This is a genomic window from Rhizobium sp. 18065, assembly GCF_902706095.1.
Classification (GTDB): domain Bacteria; phylum Pseudomonadota; class Alphaproteobacteria; order Rhizobiales; family Rhizobiaceae; genus Allorhizobium.
The window spans coordinates 959,677-972,650 of the sequence record NZ_CACSJP010000001.1 but is presented as its reverse complement, the minus strand read 5'-3'; the positions used below and the strand labels follow the sequence as shown (position 1 = coordinate 972,650).

At 61.6% G+C, this 12,974-nt stretch carries 14 protein-coding genes; 9 read left to right on the top strand and 5 right to left on the bottom strand.

The window, feature by feature from the left end; genetic code table 11:
* Window positions 1-120 precede the first annotated feature (120 nt).
* Window positions 121-1,056: a histone deacetylase family protein gene (locus GVK95_RS04630; protein WP_159946993.1), complete on the top strand. Its 936-nt coding sequence runs from the start codon at window positions 121-123 to the stop codon at window positions 1,054-1,056.
* A 2-nt stretch (window positions 1,057-1,058) separates the two neighbouring features.
* Window positions 1,059-1,313, top strand: coding sequence for an exodeoxyribonuclease VII small subunit (locus tag GVK95_RS04625; RefSeq protein WP_007605460.1), 255 nt, complete (start codon window positions 1,059-1,061; stop codon window positions 1,311-1,313).
* Between the two features lie 39 nt (window positions 1,314-1,352).
* Here the strand turns inward: GVK95_RS04625 and GVK95_RS04620 are convergent, their stop codons facing one another.
* Both GVK95_RS04620 and GVK95_RS04615 read right to left on the bottom strand, forming a co-directional pair.
* Window positions 1,353-1,706: a hypothetical protein gene (locus tag GVK95_RS04620; protein WP_159946991.1), complete on the bottom strand. Its 354-nt coding sequence runs from the start codon at window positions 1,704-1,706 to the stop codon at window positions 1,353-1,355.
* Window positions 1,703-1,993, bottom strand: coding sequence for a DUF6516 family protein (locus GVK95_RS04615; RefSeq protein WP_159947474.1), 291 nt, complete (start codon window positions 1,991-1,993; stop codon window positions 1,703-1,705). The genes GVK95_RS04620 and GVK95_RS04615 overlap by 4 nt, the downstream gene beginning before the upstream one ends.
* A 163-nt stretch (window positions 1,994-2,156) precedes the next feature.
* Between GVK95_RS04615 and GVK95_RS04610 the strand changes: the two genes are divergently transcribed.
* From GVK95_RS04610 to GVK95_RS04595, 4 genes are all read left to right on the top strand, one after another.
* On the top strand, window positions 2,157-3,083 hold the full coding sequence (locus tag GVK95_RS04610; RefSeq protein ID WP_159946989.1) for a pirin family protein: 927 nt from the start codon (window positions 2,157-2,159) through the stop codon (window positions 3,081-3,083).
* 91 nt (window positions 3,084-3,174) lie between these two features.
* Window positions 3,175-5,094 (top strand): 1-deoxy-D-xylulose-5-phosphate synthase, encoded by a 1,920-nt coding sequence (gene dxs / locus GVK95_RS04605; RefSeq protein WP_159946987.1) that lies wholly within the window; start codon window positions 3,175-3,177, stop codon window positions 5,092-5,094.
* Between the two features lie 114 nt (window positions 5,095-5,208).
* Entirely contained in the window at window positions 5,209-6,381 is a 1,173-nt protein-coding gene (locus GVK95_RS04600) for an MFS transporter (RefSeq protein ID WP_159946985.1), read from the top strand.
* Between the two features lie 10 nt (window positions 6,382-6,391).
* Window positions 6,392-6,733, top strand: a complete 342-nt coding sequence (locus GVK95_RS04595) for a YkgJ family cysteine cluster protein (protein ID WP_159946983.1) — start codon at window positions 6,392-6,394, stop codon at window positions 6,731-6,733.
* Between the two features lie 12 nt (window positions 6,734-6,745).
* Here GVK95_RS04595 and GVK95_RS04590 read toward each other — a convergent pair whose 3' ends face one another.
* On the bottom strand, window positions 6,746-7,063 hold the full coding sequence (locus tag GVK95_RS04590) for a hypothetical protein (protein ID WP_159946981.1): 318 nt from the start codon (window positions 7,061-7,063) through the stop codon (window positions 6,746-6,748).
* A 194-nt stretch (window positions 7,064-7,257) separates the two neighbouring features.
* Here GVK95_RS04590 and GVK95_RS04585 point away from each other — a divergent pair, with 194 nt between their 5' ends.
* The 3 genes from GVK95_RS04585 (at window position 7,258) to GVK95_RS04575 (ending at window position 8,656) form a co-directional block, all read left to right on the top strand.
* The gene (locus GVK95_RS04585; protein ID WP_159946979.1) at window positions 7,258-7,860 is read left to right on the top strand and encodes a superoxide dismutase; all 603 of its coding nucleotides are present in this window, start codon (window positions 7,258-7,260) and stop codon (window positions 7,858-7,860) included.
* Window positions 7,861-8,013: 153 nt separating this feature from the next.
* Complete coding sequence (locus GVK95_RS04580) at window positions 8,014-8,355, top strand: hypothetical protein (protein WP_159946977.1); 342 nt, start codon at window positions 8,014-8,016, stop codon at window positions 8,353-8,355.
* A 43-nt stretch (window positions 8,356-8,398) separates the two neighbouring features.
* A complete protein-coding gene (locus tag GVK95_RS04575) occupies window positions 8,399-8,656 on the top strand; it encodes a DUF2188 domain-containing protein (protein ID WP_159946975.1) in 258 nt (85 codons plus the stop codon).
* Between the two features lie 81 nt (window positions 8,657-8,737).
* On the opposite strand, the gene GVK95_RS04570 is transcribed toward GVK95_RS04575, so the two are convergent.
* Window positions 8,738-10,597 carry a methyl-accepting chemotaxis protein gene (locus tag GVK95_RS04570; protein ID WP_159946973.1) on the bottom strand — a complete coding sequence of 620 codons (1,860 nt, stop codon included), beginning with the start codon at window positions 10,595-10,597 and terminating at the stop codon, window positions 8,738-8,740.
* Between the two features lie 171 nt (window positions 10,598-10,768).
* Window positions 10,769-12,751 carry a methyl-accepting chemotaxis protein gene (locus tag GVK95_RS04565; protein ID WP_159946971.1) on the bottom strand — a complete coding sequence of 661 codons (1,983 nt, stop codon included), beginning with the start codon at window positions 12,749-12,751 and terminating at the stop codon, window positions 10,769-10,771.
* Window positions 12,752-12,974: the final 223 nt, after the last annotated feature.

Below are 12,974 nucleotides of genomic sequence, written 5' to 3'. Positions count from 1 at the left end.
CCAAGCGTCGCGAAACAGGGTAAACCGCGAAGCGGATGCCGAATACTGTAAAAACGCCGGTCTGTGGTGGAAGATGACCCACGGGCGCGTTATGTACAGGCGCGATCGAGGAAAAATGCCATGACCACACATCTCTATGAGAATCCGCTGTTTCTCGAGCACAATACGCCACCCGGCCACCCGGAGCGGGCCGACCGGCTGCGCTCGTTGAACATCGCGCTGGAGCATCCGAATTTCGAGCGTCTGGTGCGGATCGAGGCGAAGCAGGCCAACGAAGATGCGGTGACGCTGGCGCATCCGGAGGAGCATCTGTTTGCAGTGATGCGCCAGATCCCGGAGGAAGACGGCGAGATCAACCAGATCGAGGCCGACACCTATGCCTCGCCGAAAAGCCTGCAAGTTGCTCTGACGGCAATCGGCGGCGCACTATCGGCCGTCGACGACGTGATGACCGGCAAGGCCGACAATGCCTTTGTCGCCGGACGGCCACCTGGCCATCATGCCGAGAAGTCGAAGGCCATGGGCTTTTGCCTGTTCAACACGGTGGCGATCGCCGCCCGTCATGCGCAGAAGGTCTATGGCGTCGAGCGTGTCGCGATCGTCGACTGGGACGTGCATCACGGCAATGGCACGCAGGACATTTTCTGGGACGATCCGTCCGTGCTGTTCTGCTCGACGCACCAGATGCCGCTTTATCCCGGCACCGGCGCCAAGGACGAGACGGGCACGAAGAACAATATCGTCAACGCACCGCTTTCGCCGAATGTTGGCTCCGACCACTTTCGCGAGGCGTTCAAGTCGCGCGTGCTGACGGCACTGCATGATTTTTCACCGGACCTGATCCTGATCTCGGCCGGCTTCGACGCGCATCACCGCGATCCCTTAGCGCAGATCAACCTGGTCGGCGAGGATTTCGACTGGGCGACCGGGCGCCTGCTCGAAGTTGCCGATCGCTTTGCCAAGAACCGGGTCGTCAGCCTGCTTGAAGGCGGCTATGATCTCGAGGGTCTGGCCGAATCGGCCGGCCTGCATATCGCTAGACTGATGAAGGGTTGAGTATGTCCGACACCGCCGCCCCCGCCGACCTGACCGGCTATTCCTTCGAAAAGGCCGTGGCCGAACTCGAAAGCATCGTGGCGCGGCTGGAGCGCGGCGACGTGGCGCTGGACGAATCCATCGCCATCTACGAGCGTGGCGAGCTGCTGAAGAAACATTGCGAGACGCTTCTCTCGGCGGCCGAAAACCGGATCGAGAAAATCCGCCTCGACCGCGCCGGCAAGCCGGCCGGCGTCGAGCCGCTCGACGGGCAGTGAGCTTATCTCACGGCTCCTGCTGAAGCGGACAACCGTTGCCTAACTTATGTTGATCACTGTGCGGATTTCATCGTATCCCGCAGTCAGCGTCAGCCCATCACGATTGATCAGACCGGCCGCGGTCAGAATCTCGACGTCCTCATGCACCCGGCGGTAATCGCGCTTGAGGCTACGGGCCAAGGCCGCAACGCTATCCTGGGGATGGCGGTGAAGATACCGCAACAACTCAAGGCGCTTGCCCGTCATGGTACGGGTAAAGGCCTCCCAGTCGACAAATGTCAGGTGCTCTTCCGAAACCGGATCTCCCGCCTCGGCGCGATGCCATGCGTCGATAAAACGACTAGCAGCCTGGTCGAAGGAGCCGCCGACGTGGATATTGATATCCTTGCTCATATTGTTTCACCTCTGGCCAATTCGACATCGCTTCTGAAGTCTGTGAGCAATCGCTCCACGGAGACAAATCGGTATGCCTCCTCACGTGGTCCATAATGTCTATGGTCACCTTTACCGCGCTCGTTATCGTACAAGACGATGCGCTCGCCGGGCCGACCATAGAACAGCGAGTATTTCAGGAAATGCCGCGACGGTGGGACAGGCATGGGAACCTGCCAGACGGTCATCTCGAGAATGGCTCCATCGTTGTAGATGATACGTTCACGAAAGAGCAGCTCGGCCTTCATATCGTCAATATGACATTCAACGCCATAGGCGTCAATCAATCGTAGACACCGCAAGTTCCCCAAAAATTGGACGCTGCGTCACAGCTTCCATCCGCGCAGCGCACTGTGCGCGGCGGCAATCCCGGATTACAGTGGCGCCACGATAAACCGGAGACTTGCGCCCATGTCCTTCTTTCCCGGCAATGACCCCGTTCCCGGCGATACGTTCGCCTGCGATGCCATCGAGCATCTGATCATCCCGCGCTCCAGCGATATCGGCAACTTTTCGGTGCGCCGGGCGCTGCCATCGGCGAAGCGGCGGCTGGTCGGGCCGTTCATCTTCTTCGACCGCATGGGCCCGGCGGTGCTCAAGGCCGGCGATGCGATGGATGTCAGGCCGCACCCCCATATCGGGCTGTCGACCGTCACCTATCTGTTCGACGGCGAGATCAAGCATCGCGACAGCCTCGGCACCGAACTGGTGATCGCGCCGGGTGACATCAACCTGATGACGGCCGGGCGCGGCATCGTGCATTCGGAGCGCACGCCGGAAAACCTGCGCGGCCACCCTTTGTCGATTTCCGGCCTGCAGACATGGCTGGCGCTGCCGGAGCGGATGGAGGAAATCGATCCGGCGTTTGCCCATACGGCCAAGACCGAGTTGCCACTTTTTAACGCCGGGGGCGCAGCCGGTCGGGTGGTGATCGGATCGATGGGCGGCATAACGTCGCCGGTCGCATCGTTTTCCGAGACGCTTTATGTGGACCTGACCCTGCAGCCACATGCCCGTTTCCCTTTCGATGCGACGCAGGAAGAGCGGGCGCTCTACGTGCTGGAGGGCGAGATCGAGATCGCCGGCGACCGGTTTGCCGCCGATCAATTGCTGGTTTTCCGGGCTGGCGACCCCATCACGCTGGTCGGTGGCGCCCAGGGCTGCCATGTCATGCTGTTCGGTGGTGCTGCGATGGATTCGAAGAAATTCATCTGGTGGAACTTCGTCTCCTCCTCGAAGGAACGCATAGAACAGGCCAAGGAAGAGTGGAGAACCGGGCGCTTCGACATCGTTCCGGGCGACGAAGAGGAGTTTGTGCCTTTGCCGGACGGTCGTTGATGTCTATATAACTGGTTGGTGCCGTCGATTTGCCCTGATCCTGCGAGGATGGTATCGCGCACCCAACGACGACTAGAAGAGGCATGAGCCCGTGACATCCCTGCCCGACACACCCCTTCTCGACAAGGTCAAGCTGCCTGCCGACTTGCGGACCATCGAAGATCGTGATCTGCCGCAGTTCGCCCGCGAGCTGCGCGACGAGATGATCGATGCCGTCTCCAAGACCGGAGGCCACCTGGGTGCGGGACTTGGCGTGGTCGAACTGACCATCGCCATCCACAAGGTGTTCAACACGCCGGACGACCGGCTGATCTTCGATGTCGGCCACCAATGCTATCCACACAAGATCCTCACCGGGCGCCGTGATCGGATCCGGACGCTGCGTCAGGAAGATGGCCTTTCCGGCTTCACCAAGCGCGCCGAGAGCGAATACGACCCCTTTGGTGCGGCCCATTCGTCGACGTCGATCTCTGCCGGTCTCGGCATGGCGGTTGCGGCCGAACTCTCGAACTCCGATCGCAAAGTGATCGCAGTGATCGGCGATGGTGCGATGTCGGCCGGCATGGCCTATGAGGCGCTGAACAATGCCGGTGCGCTCGACGCCCGGCTGATCGTCATCCTCAATGACAACGACATGTCGATCGCGCCGCCGACCGGCGCGATGAGTGCCTATCTGGCGCGTCTCGCCTCCGGCCGGACCTATATGGGCATCCGCGATATCGGCAAGAAGCTGACGGCCTATCTCGGCAAGAATATCGACCGGGCGATTACCCGTGCCGTCGAACATGCGCGCGGCTATGTGACCGGCGGAACGATGTTCGAGGAGATGGGATTCTACCATATCGGCCCGATCGACGGCCATTCCTTCGAGCATCTTTTGCCCGTGCTGCGCAATGTGCGCGACAATGGCAAGGGTCCGGTGCTGATCCATGTGGTGACGCAGAAGGGCAAGGGTTATGCGCCGGCGGAAGCGGCCGCCGACAAGTATCACGGCGTCAACAAGTTCGACGTGATCACCGGGACGCAGGCGAAGGCCAAGCCGAATGCGCCGAGCTACACCGCCGTATTCGGCGATGCGCTGGTGCAGGAAGCCACGCTTGACGAAAAAATCGTCGGCATCACCGCCGCCATGCCGTCCGGCACAGGCCTCGACAAGCTGCAGGAACTCTTTCCCAAGCGCACCTTCGATGTCGGCATTGCCGAGCAGCATGCCGTGACCTTTGCCGCCGGTCTGGCGTCGGAAGGTTTCAAGCCGTTCTGCGCGCTTTATTCCACCTTCCTGCAGCGCGGCTACGACCAGGTCGTGCATGACGTGGCGATCCAGGGTCTGCCGGTCCGCTTCCCGATCGATCGCGCCGGCTTTGTCGGCGCCGATGGACCGACACATGCCGGTTCCTTCGACACCGGTTTCCTCGCATCCCTGCCCGGCTTTGTGGTGATGGCAGCCGCCGACGAGGCGGAGCTGAAGCACATGGTGCGCACGGCCGCGGCCTATGACGATGGTCCGATCTCGTTCCGCTATCCGCGTGGCGAAGGTGTGGGCGTTGCCCTGCCGGAACGCGGCGAAATCCTCGAGATCGGCCGCGGCCGGATCGTCAAGGAAGGCACCAAGGTGGCGCTTCTGTCCTTCGGCACGCGTCTGGCCGACTGCCTGCTGGCTGCCGAAGATCTCGACGCGGCCGGACTGTCGACGACCGTGGCGGATGCGCGCTTTGCCAAGCCGCTCGATGTCGACCTGATCCGTCGCCTCGCCCGCGAACATGCTGTGCTGGTGACTGTCGAGGAAGGCGCCGTCGGCGGCTTCGGTAGTCAGGTCGTGCATCTACTGGTCAATGAAGGCCTGCTCGACGGCGGCCTGAAGATGCGTTCGCTGGTCCTGCCGGACTACTGGATGGATCAGGCCAAGCCGGAGGTGATGTATGCCAAGGCCGGCCTCGATGCCGCCGGCATTCTCAAGACCGTGTTTGCAGCACTCGGCGAAACCCGAGCCGGGGTCAATGCCGCGGGATGATGTAGCCCCGTTCGCTGGAACTTGGCGGATACCCCTCTCCTGCTGGACTTCCCCTGCCCGCCCGGATATTGAGGCGAGGATGAGCCGGCGCTCAAGGGCGCCCCGGAGGTCACCATGCACACATTGACGACAGCGGAGGACTTCGCACCCGATTGGGCGGCGATTGGCGTCGTCATCCTGGGGGTTACTGCCTTTGCCGTCGGCCAGGGCCTGACCTATCCGTTGATTGCCCTGATCCTCGAAAGCCGCGGCGTGTCCTCGACGATGTCCGGACTGAATGCCTCGGTGTTTGCGCTCGGGCTTGCGTCCTCGACACTGATGATCGGCCCGCTGACGCGCAGGATGCGCGGCGATAGGCTGATCATCGCCTCGCTCTGCGGCGTGTCGGTCGCGCTTGCGACCTTTTCCGTCTTCGACCAGCTGTGGGTGTGGTTTGCCGCGCGCTTCCTGCTCGGCTTCTGCACCAGCATCATCTACACGGTCAGCGAAGCGTGGCTGAATACCGCCTGTCCAGACCGGATACGCGGGCGGGTGTCGGGGGCCTATAGCGCCGGCATGTGTGCCGGCTTTGCCGCCGGGCCGCTGGCCATTCCGCTGATCGGCATCGAAGGCGGCTTCGCGTTCGCGCTGACCGCCGCCTATGTCGCGCTGGTCGCCTTCGCCTCCGTCATGCTCGGACGGTATGCCAAGACAAAGCCGGAGGCGTCTGAAGCCGGCGGGCTCATGACCTTCGTCAAGCTTGCCCCGATCCTGACGCTGATGGTACTCGCCTTCGGCTTTTCGGACATCGCCGCGATCTCGATGATCCCGCTCTATTTCGTCGAGCGTGGCTATTCGACCAATTTCGCCGCCTTCGTCGTCACCATGGTCGCCCTGCCGACAGCGATTGCGCAGCCGTTCGTCGGCTGGCTGCTCGACCGGGTGTCGCGGCCGGTGGTGGCGGTTTCCGGTTCGCTGCTTGCCGCACTCGCCTTTCTGGCCCTGCCGCTGATGACATCGCAGATCGGATTGCTCATTGCGGTCTCCATTCTCGGCGCAGCAAGCTTCTCGCTCTATACCGCCAGCCTGACGCTTCTGGGCGAACGCTTTCGCGGTGGCTTGCTGGTGTCGGGCAGCGCCGTCTTTGCCCTGTCCTACGCGATCGGCAGCGCCTTCGGTTCCGGCGCCACGGGTGCCACGATGGATCTTGTCTCGGTCGATGCGGGACCGATCTTCACCGGCCTTTTGATGCTGGTCTTCACCTTCGTTTTTGCGGTCAACCTGCTGCGCATCCGGCAGCGGAACTGAGGCGAGGCTGATGCTTGAAACCTCGCCCCCGGAGATCTTCGACTGTCAGAGCTGCGGCGCCTGCTGCGCCTACTCGGCGGACTGGCCGCGCTTTTCGCTGGAAAGCGACGAGGAGCTTGCCGCCATTCCCGAGGCGATGATCGCCAAGGACGAAAGCGGGATGAAATTCGAGAACGGCCGCTGCTGCGCGCTCACCGGCGAAGTCGGCAAACATGTCGGCTGTTCCGTCTATGCGGTGCGGCCGCATGTCTGTCGGACCTGCATGCCGGGCGACGAGGAATGCAAGATCGCCCGCGCCGAATTCGGCTTCAGCCTGAACGGGCTGCCGGAACCCGACGTCTATTTCAAATAGGCTTCAGGCTTCTCACGGGATCGTGACGCCGAGCTTTTCCGCCGGGATTTCACTGCCGATCTGGGCCGTCTTGTCCTGCTTGTCGTAGACGCAGAGATAGCTGACCGTAGCATCCGCACCGGCGGCCTTGCCGTTCAGGATCGCCACTCCATAGCTCTCGGTGCCAAACGGATCGACAACAATCTTCGGCTTTTCGAGACTGCCTTCGGCCGCCTTCAGGCATTTGGCGGAGACATCTTTGGCGAAGTCCGCCCAGGCGGTATCGGACGACGCATAAGCCGCAGTGGACGTTGCAAAAGCCATTGCGAAAACAAGCGTGAAGCGTGACATGCCATATCCCTTCGGAAGAAAATTCGAGCGGCGTGATTCCGGCTAAACCATTGCCGCAAAAGATGGCAGCGAAGAGACAAATCTTTCCCTTCGCGTACTGATTTTAACGGATCTGCGGTTGCCTCACCCCTGTTCCGCACCTATGTTCCCGTCACCTGCCAAAACGCAATCTTTTGCCAAGAGGAGATACCACCATGGCCTTCGAATTGCCCGCCCTTCCCTATGCCTACGACTCGCTCGGCCCGTTCATGTCGGCTGAAACCCTCGAGTTTCACCACGACAAGCACCACATGGCCTATGTCACCAACGGCAACAACCTCTTGAAGGATTCGGGCCTGGAAGGCCTGTCGCTGGAAGAAGTCGTCAAGCAGTCCTATGGCAAGAATGCCGGCCTGTTCAACAATGCCGGCCAGCACTACAACCACATCCACTTCTGGAACTGGATGAAGAAGGATGGCGGCGGCAAGAGCCTGCCGGGCAAGCTGCAGGCTGCAATCGATAGCGACCTCGGCGGCTATGACAAGTTCAAGGCCGATTTCATTGCCGCTGGCACGACACAGTTCGGCTCCGGCTGGGCCTGGCTCTCGGTCAAGGACGGCAAGCTGGAAATCTCCAAGACGCCGAACGGCGAAAACCCGCTGGTTCACGGCGCTTCGCCGATCCTCGGCGTCGATGTCTGGGAACACTCCTACTACATCGACTACCGCAATGCCCGTCCGAAGTATCTCGAAGCCTTCGTCGACAGCCTGATCAACTGGGATTACGTCCTGGAAATGTACGAGTCTGCCTCGAAGTAATTCGGCAGATATCGGTCATGCAGATGAGCCCGGCACGGAAACGTGTCGGGCTTTTGCGTGCCTGCCGGCGATGGACGGCCGCGGTCGATGGAACAATTGCACGGTACTGGCGTTTCCTCTTCGAAATCCGAAACAACCGTGAAAGGATCTACCGTGGCCACGAATTCAGCTCTTCAGGCAGAACTGCGCGAATTGCGCGATCAGATGAGTGAACTGCAGGATGTCATTGCACAGCAGGCCAGCCGGAAAAGCATCGACCTGCGCCACAAGGCAAGCGACGTTGTCCAGGGTGCTGCGCAGAGCGCGACCCGTACCGCCGGCGTGATGGCCGATTACGCCCGTGAAGGTGCCGACAGCGTTGCAGGCGTGGTGCGTCGCCACCCGACCGCCACTTCGACGGCATTGCTGACCATCGGCGTCATCGGCGGCCTGATCGGCTACCTTGTGGCAACGTCCTCTCCTCCGCCGCGCGACAGCCGCTGGTCCTGGCACTAAGGGCTCATGTCACTAAAGGCTCATGGCACCGAGGAGGTCCGCGATGGCCAAAGTTACCTATCACGTCGTCGCCCATGACGAAGGGTTCGCCTATCGACTGGGCGCGGTCTATTCCGAGGCTTTTGCCACGCATGAAGACGCTGTTCGTGCCGCACGGCACGCAGCCGGTGCGCAGCAGCTTGCCGATGGTGATGCCGAGATCAGCTGGCAGGACGAGGACGGCAACTGGCATCACGAGCATGCCGACGGTGCAGACCGCCCTGTGACTGATGTCGTCGATGATATTGACGACGTCCGATAAAGCCTGCCTGGCAGGCTCAAGTGAGAAAGCCCGTGGCACGCCACGGGCTTTCTTCGTTTCTCGGGTGTCTATCGCCTGCGGTCAGGCGGCGCGCCGTGCGCCGGCGCGATCCGTTACCAGCCTGAACCGCTCGATCATCACCCGCAAGTCGGCCGATTCCTGTGCGAGCCGGCTCGCCTCTAGGCTCTGCTGGTCTGAGACTTTGGCATTTTGCTGCGTGACGACATCCAGGGTATCGACTGCGCCGGCAATGTCACGCAAGCCGTTCGACTGATCGTGCGAAAACTTGGCGATGGCATCCATATGGTCGTTGATGGTCTGGATGAGACCACCGATCTCGACCAGTGTTTCGCCCGTGCCATGCACCAGCTTCACACCGTTTTCGACTTGCAAGGTGGAGTTCTGGATCAGCGCCTTGATTTCCTTGGCGGCATTTGCGGAACGCTGGGCAAGTTCGCGCACTTCCTGGGCCACCACGGCAAAGCCCTTGCCTGCCTCTCCCGCACGGGCCGCCTCGACGCCGGCATTTAGCGCCAGCAGGTTCGTCTGGAATGCGATCTCGTCGATGACGCCGATGATGTTGGAGATCTGCTGGGCGCTTTCCTCGATCCGCCGCATGGCCTGCTCGGCTTCCGTCACCACCTTGCCGGACGTGAGCGCACTCTGGTTCGCCCTCTTGGCGACATCGCGCGCGTCTGTAACCCGCTGGTTTGAGGCGTGGACGGTGTCGTTGATCTCCTTGAGCGAGGCGGAGGTCTGCTCCAGAGAGGCTGCCTGACTCTCCGTACGGCGGGCCAGTTCGCTTGCACCATCGGCAATGTTCGCGCTGCCTTCGTCAATCGTGCCGGCAGCTTTCTGGATCGCGGACATTGTGTTGGCCAGTTCACGGATGGACGCATTGAAATCGTGACGGAGTGTCTCGAAATTTTCGGCAAAGGGAACCTCTATCTGAAAGGCGAGATCGCCTGCCGCAAGCCGGCGCAAACCACTTGCCAGACCGGCGGTCGCGAAACGCAATTTTTCGGCACCCTCTTCTTCCGCTCGGCGTTCGACCTCCAGACGGTGCTCCTCGGCCTCGCGCCGGGCCTGCTGCGTTTCAGTTTCGAGCTGACGCGTGCGGCGCAGGTTGTCCCGGAAGATCTCTAGCGCGCGCGCCATGATGCCCAGATCGTCACGCCGATCGTCGTTGCCGACATCGACTTCGAGGTTGCCGTTGGCCAGCCCCTGCGTTGCCCGGGCGAGCTTGCGCAGCGGATTGATTGCCGTGATGCGCAGCATCAGGACCATGAGACCGATCATCAGCACCAGCGCGCCAGCAGCCATGCCGAGCCGCTTCCAGGCATTGGTGCGCCAGGTGGCCAGCTCGGGGGCAAGATCGACCTCGGCGCTGTAGACACCCATGACTTCACCCGGTCGGATATTCATCTTCGCGGTATGACAGGAGGCACATTTTTCGTCGGTCGCGCTACCCTGCCCGAGAATGACCGGGCGGGTCATGCGAAAGCGTTCGCCTTCCAGACTGTTCAGACGCTGGAGGGTCGCGATGGCCTGCTGGTCGACGCTGTCATGCGGACCCTCAAATTCGGTCTCGCCTTGCGACTTCTGGAAATCGATGACCTTCGGCGCCATGACCAGCCACAGCTTGACGCTACCCCCGGAATTGGAAAACTGCTCCATGGTACCATCGAGTGTCTCGATGGCGGGGTCGTCTTCCCCAACTTCCTTGCGGTTCAGCATGGCCTGGGTGTGGACAGATTCGAGCATGTCCAAGGCAGCGTCACCGCGCTTGGCGGCCTTGTCGGTGAGCGTCAGGCGCTCTGACGATATCTCGTAGGCGGCGGTTCCGGCTTGGATGGCCGCGACGGCGATGCCGATGCCCAGGGCCATCTGGAGCGAGAGCGGCAGTTTCTTCAATGAATTGAACATAATGATCCCGTGCAAGAGCCGCTCTCCCGGCGGCGATGTAAACGGTAACAAAATCGGCATCTGCCGTTAATTTTCCGTTCAAAAATGCGAGATCTGACCATCAAAAAGAGAGATATTGTTAAACAATGCTTGGCGTTCCACGACCGGGCGTTGGACACACCTGTGTGCCCCACGCCCGGTTGCAGATCAGAACTCCGACCACTCCTGTTCCGATTTTGCCGGGGCTGCGGCACCACCGAAGGCGCGACCGAGCTTGCCGGCAAGCGCTCGCGCCGGCGAAGGTGCAGCCGCGTGGGTAGCAGATGCAACCTTCGGCGTGTTGCTGCGCGAGACCGGTGCGATGGGGCGGAAAGCGGCGACGGGCGCGCGGGCCGAGGGTGCCTGGCCCTGCCCAAGACGGAACTGGGCGAGCAACGTGTTGAGCGAGGCTGCTTCCGCGGCCAGCGAATGCGAGGCTGCCGTCTGCTGCTCGACCATGGCAGCGTTCTGCTGGGTCCCCTGATCCATCGCGTTGACCGCGGTGTTGATCTCCTGCAGGCCGGTCGATTGTTCGCGGGCTGCGGTGACAATCGCGGTAACGTGCTGGCTGATTTCCTGCACGGCCGAGACGATCTTTTCCAGTTCCATGCCGGTTTCACCCACCAGCGACACACCGTTACCGACATGGGTGGTGGAGTTGGAAATCAGTCCCTTGATCTCCTTGGCCGCATTGGCCGAGCGCTGGGCCAGTTCACGCACTTCCTGGGCAACGACGGCAAATCCCTTGCCGGCTTCACCGGCGCGGGCCGCCTCGACGCCGGCATTCAGTGCCAGCAGATTGGTCTGGAAGGCGATATCCTCGATGACGCCGATGATGTTGCCGATCGCGCCGGACGATTTCTCGATCTCGGTCATCGCCCGGACCGCATTGCGAACCACATCGCCGGAACGCTCGGCGCCGGTGCGGGTGCGCGCGACCAGTTCACCGACATTTTCGGCGCGTCTGGCGGTATCCTTGACGGTGGTCGTCACCTGCTCGAGGGCGGCAGCCGTTTCCTCGACGGAGGCGGCCTGCTGCTCGGTGCGTCTGGAGAGATCATCGGCCGAAGCTCGGATCTCGGCGGCACCGGCGTTGATCGCCTGGGCATTGGCACCGACCGAGTGTAGCGCGGCCTGAAGCTTGTCCAGCGAGTCGTTGAAATTACCACGCAGGCTGTCGAGGCGCGCGGCGAACGGTTTGTCGAGGCGGAACACGACATCGCCATTGGCAAGTGCTGTCAAACCTTCAGCGAGCTGGCTCATGGCAAAGCCGACTTCGTCAGCCTCGCGGGCCTTTTCCGCCTCGGACTTCTGCCGCTCTGCCTCGACCTGCTGACGCATCGACTGGCGCTCCTCGGCCATGCGCGCGCTTTCGATCGCCGCGTCCTTGAAGACCAGAACCGCCTTGGCCATCTTGCCGACTTCGTCGCCACGGTCGACGGCCGGAACGTCGATGGCATGGTTGCCTGCGGCAAGGCTGGTCATGGCTTCGGTCATGCCGGTGATCGGCGTGACGATCGAGCGGGCGAGAAGATAGATCAGGCCGATGGCAAAGACGCCGGCGACCGCAGACCCGAGGAAAAGCGCAAGTTCGAGCTGAAGGTGGGCGGATTCCAGCGCTTCGCGGTTTTGAGCGGTGCGGGCGGCAAGCTGCGTCTTGATGTCGGCAGCGGCCTTGCGGAACTGGTCGAGCTGACCGCCGGCCTGCTTGTGTCCGATAGCAAGGATTTCGACAAGCGGTGCGTCGCTCTTGGCGGCGAGGATCTGCGGATCAGCAACTTCGCCGGCATAACTGTCGGCCGACGCGCGCATCGCATCAAGCGAGCGGATAATATCGGTTTCGCCGGCAGCCACCGTGCTGGCTTCGTCGATCGCTTTATTCAGCGCCTGACGTTCGGCCAAGACCGCATTGAGGGTGCTGTCACTGCGGACCAGAAGAAAGCCGCGCTGGTTGACTGCCTGTTCGAGCATCGCATTCATGGCGGCATCGACAAGATTGACGATCCGCTGCGAGCGATCCTGATCGCGCGAGGCAAACTTGGCGCCGTAGGCCTGCAGCAGGACAACCAGCGAGGCAATAAAGCAACCGGCCATGATGGCGCAGAAGGTCAAAATCAGTTTCTTGCTCAAAGACAGGTCTTTAAATGACATAACGGAAACCTTCCGGCCCGCGCGGAATGCGGGCATGGGCAGCACCAAACGTGCGGCGAAAAATGCGGGTCCATGATCCGATCCGGGCACGCGTAAACGTCATGACGCGCGTAGGAGGCCGCCGGTTCTCTTCGATCGGGCGGATATTTGCTCAAACGACTTTACAAGGCGTTACCGTCGTCGCTCAGGTTTGACGACTGTCAAGGCAGGCTGGGGACAATCG

Coding starts and splice junctions, on each gene's coding strand:
- GVK95_RS04630 (WP_159946993.1), top strand. CDS start 121: ATGACCACACATCTCTATGAGAATCCGCTGTTTCTCGAGCACAATACG.
- GVK95_RS04625 (WP_007605460.1), top strand. CDS start 1,059: ATGTCCGACACCGCCGCCCCCGCCGACCTGACCGGCTATTCCTTCGAA.
- GVK95_RS04620 (WP_159946991.1), bottom strand. CDS start 1,706: ATGAGCAAGGATATCAATATCCACGTCGGCGGCTCCTTCGACCAGGCT.
- GVK95_RS04615 (WP_159947474.1), bottom strand. CDS start 1,993: ATGAAGGCCGAGCTGCTCTTTCGTGAACGTATCATCTACAACGATGGA.
- GVK95_RS04610 (WP_159946989.1), top strand. CDS start 2,157: ATGTCCTTCTTTCCCGGCAATGACCCCGTTCCCGGCGATACGTTCGCC.
- GVK95_RS04600 (WP_159946985.1), top strand. CDS start 5,209: ATGCACACATTGACGACAGCGGAGGACTTCGCACCCGATTGGGCGGCG.
- GVK95_RS04595 (WP_159946983.1), top strand. CDS start 6,392: ATGCTTGAAACCTCGCCCCCGGAGATCTTCGACTGTCAGAGCTGCGGC.
- GVK95_RS04590 (WP_159946981.1), bottom strand. CDS start 7,063: ATGTCACGCTTCACGCTTGTTTTCGCAATGGCTTTTGCAACGTCCACT.
- GVK95_RS04585 (WP_159946979.1), top strand. CDS start 7,258: ATGGCCTTCGAATTGCCCGCCCTTCCCTATGCCTACGACTCGCTCGGC.
- GVK95_RS04575 (WP_159946975.1), top strand. CDS start 8,399: ATGGCCAAAGTTACCTATCACGTCGTCGCCCATGACGAAGGGTTCGCC.
- GVK95_RS04565 (WP_159946971.1), bottom strand. CDS start 12,751: ATGTCATTTAAAGACCTGTCTTTGAGCAAGAAACTGATTTTGACCTTC.